The 1308-nt window shown below is 66.6% G+C and carries 1 protein-coding gene; it reads left to right on the forward strand.

The features are described from left to right. Positions 1-28: 28 nt before the first annotated feature. Positions 29-1308, forward strand: a 1280-nt coding sequence (locus tag LXM94_RS05480; RefSeq protein WP_235770150.1) for a sigma-54-dependent transcriptional regulator, incomplete at its 3' end; no start/stop codon positions are given.

Here is a 1308-nt window from a genome sequence, read left to right on the forward strand (position 1 = left end):
GGCCGGCGCAACGCGGGGAGGGTCGTCATTGCATACGGAAGCGTTGCGCAAGACCGCGGAGGCAGAACGAGACCCCGAATTCGGGCCATGGCTGGCGCAGGCATCCATCCTGGTGGTCGATGACGAGCCCGGCATGCGCAACTTCCTGGTGCGCACGCTCGGCCCGCGCTGCAAGCGCATCGAGGAGGCGGCGGATACGGCCGAGGCGACGCGCAAGCTCGACGCCCATGCTTTCGACGTGGTGATCCTCGACAACATCATGCCCGGCAAGAACGGCGTGGACTGGCTCGCAGAGCAGCGGGCGATCGGTTTCTTCGCCGACACGATCCTGATGACGGCCTATGCGGATCTCGAAACCGCGATCATGGCGCTTCGTGCCGGTGCGGTGGATTTCGTGCTGAAGCCGTTCCGATCCAACCAGATTCTCAATGCCGTCGCCCGCTGCCTCGACCGCATGCGCCTGCAGCGCGAGAACTTCGTGCTGCGCTACGAGCTGAAGGCGACCTCCGATCACATGCTGCTGCGCGACAAGCTCATCGGCGAATCGCCGGCGATCCGGCAGATGCGCGACACGATCGCACGGGTGGCACCATTGCCGACATCGGTTCTGCTGACCGGCGAGTCCGGCACCGGCAAGGAAGTGGCGGCGCGCTCGATCCATGCGCTTTCGGACCGCGCGGCAAAGCCCTTCGTGCCCGTCAACTGCGCGGCCATTCCCGCCGAAATGATCGAAACGGAACTCTTCGGCCATGTGAAGGGCGCCTTCACCGGGGCGGCGGCCGGCCGGGAGGGGCTGTTTCTCCACGCGCAGGGCGGCACGCTGTTCCTCGACGAGATCGGCGAGATGCCGCTTGCGACCCAGAGCAAGCTGCTCCGGGTCATCGAGGACCGCCGCGTGCGGCCGGTGGGTGCCGAGCGCGAGATCCCGATCGACCTACGCTTCATCTTCGCCACGAATGCCGATCTCGCCGAGGCGGTGGAAAAGGGGCGTTTCCGGGCCGACCTGTTCTACCGCATCAATGTCATGCAGCTCCATCAGCCGCCACTCCGGGACCGCGAGCAGGACGTCATCGACCTCGCACAGCTCTTCATGCGCAAATTGTCGCTGCAGCTCGGCATGCCGGAGGTGCCGATCGCCGCCGATGCCCGTGCGGCCCTTGCCGCCTACCGCTGGCCCGGCAACGTCCGTGAACTGCGCAACCTGATCGAGCGAAGCCTGATCCTGGGACGCTTCCCGGAGGATTTCGTGACCATGCAACGCGGCAGTGCCGTGCCGGCTGGCGGCAGTGCCGTGCCGGCTGGCGGCAG

The organism is Rhizobium alarense, assembly GCF_021555155.1.
Lineage (GTDB): Bacteria > Pseudomonadota > Alphaproteobacteria > Rhizobiales > Rhizobiaceae > Rhizobium_D > Rhizobium_D alarense.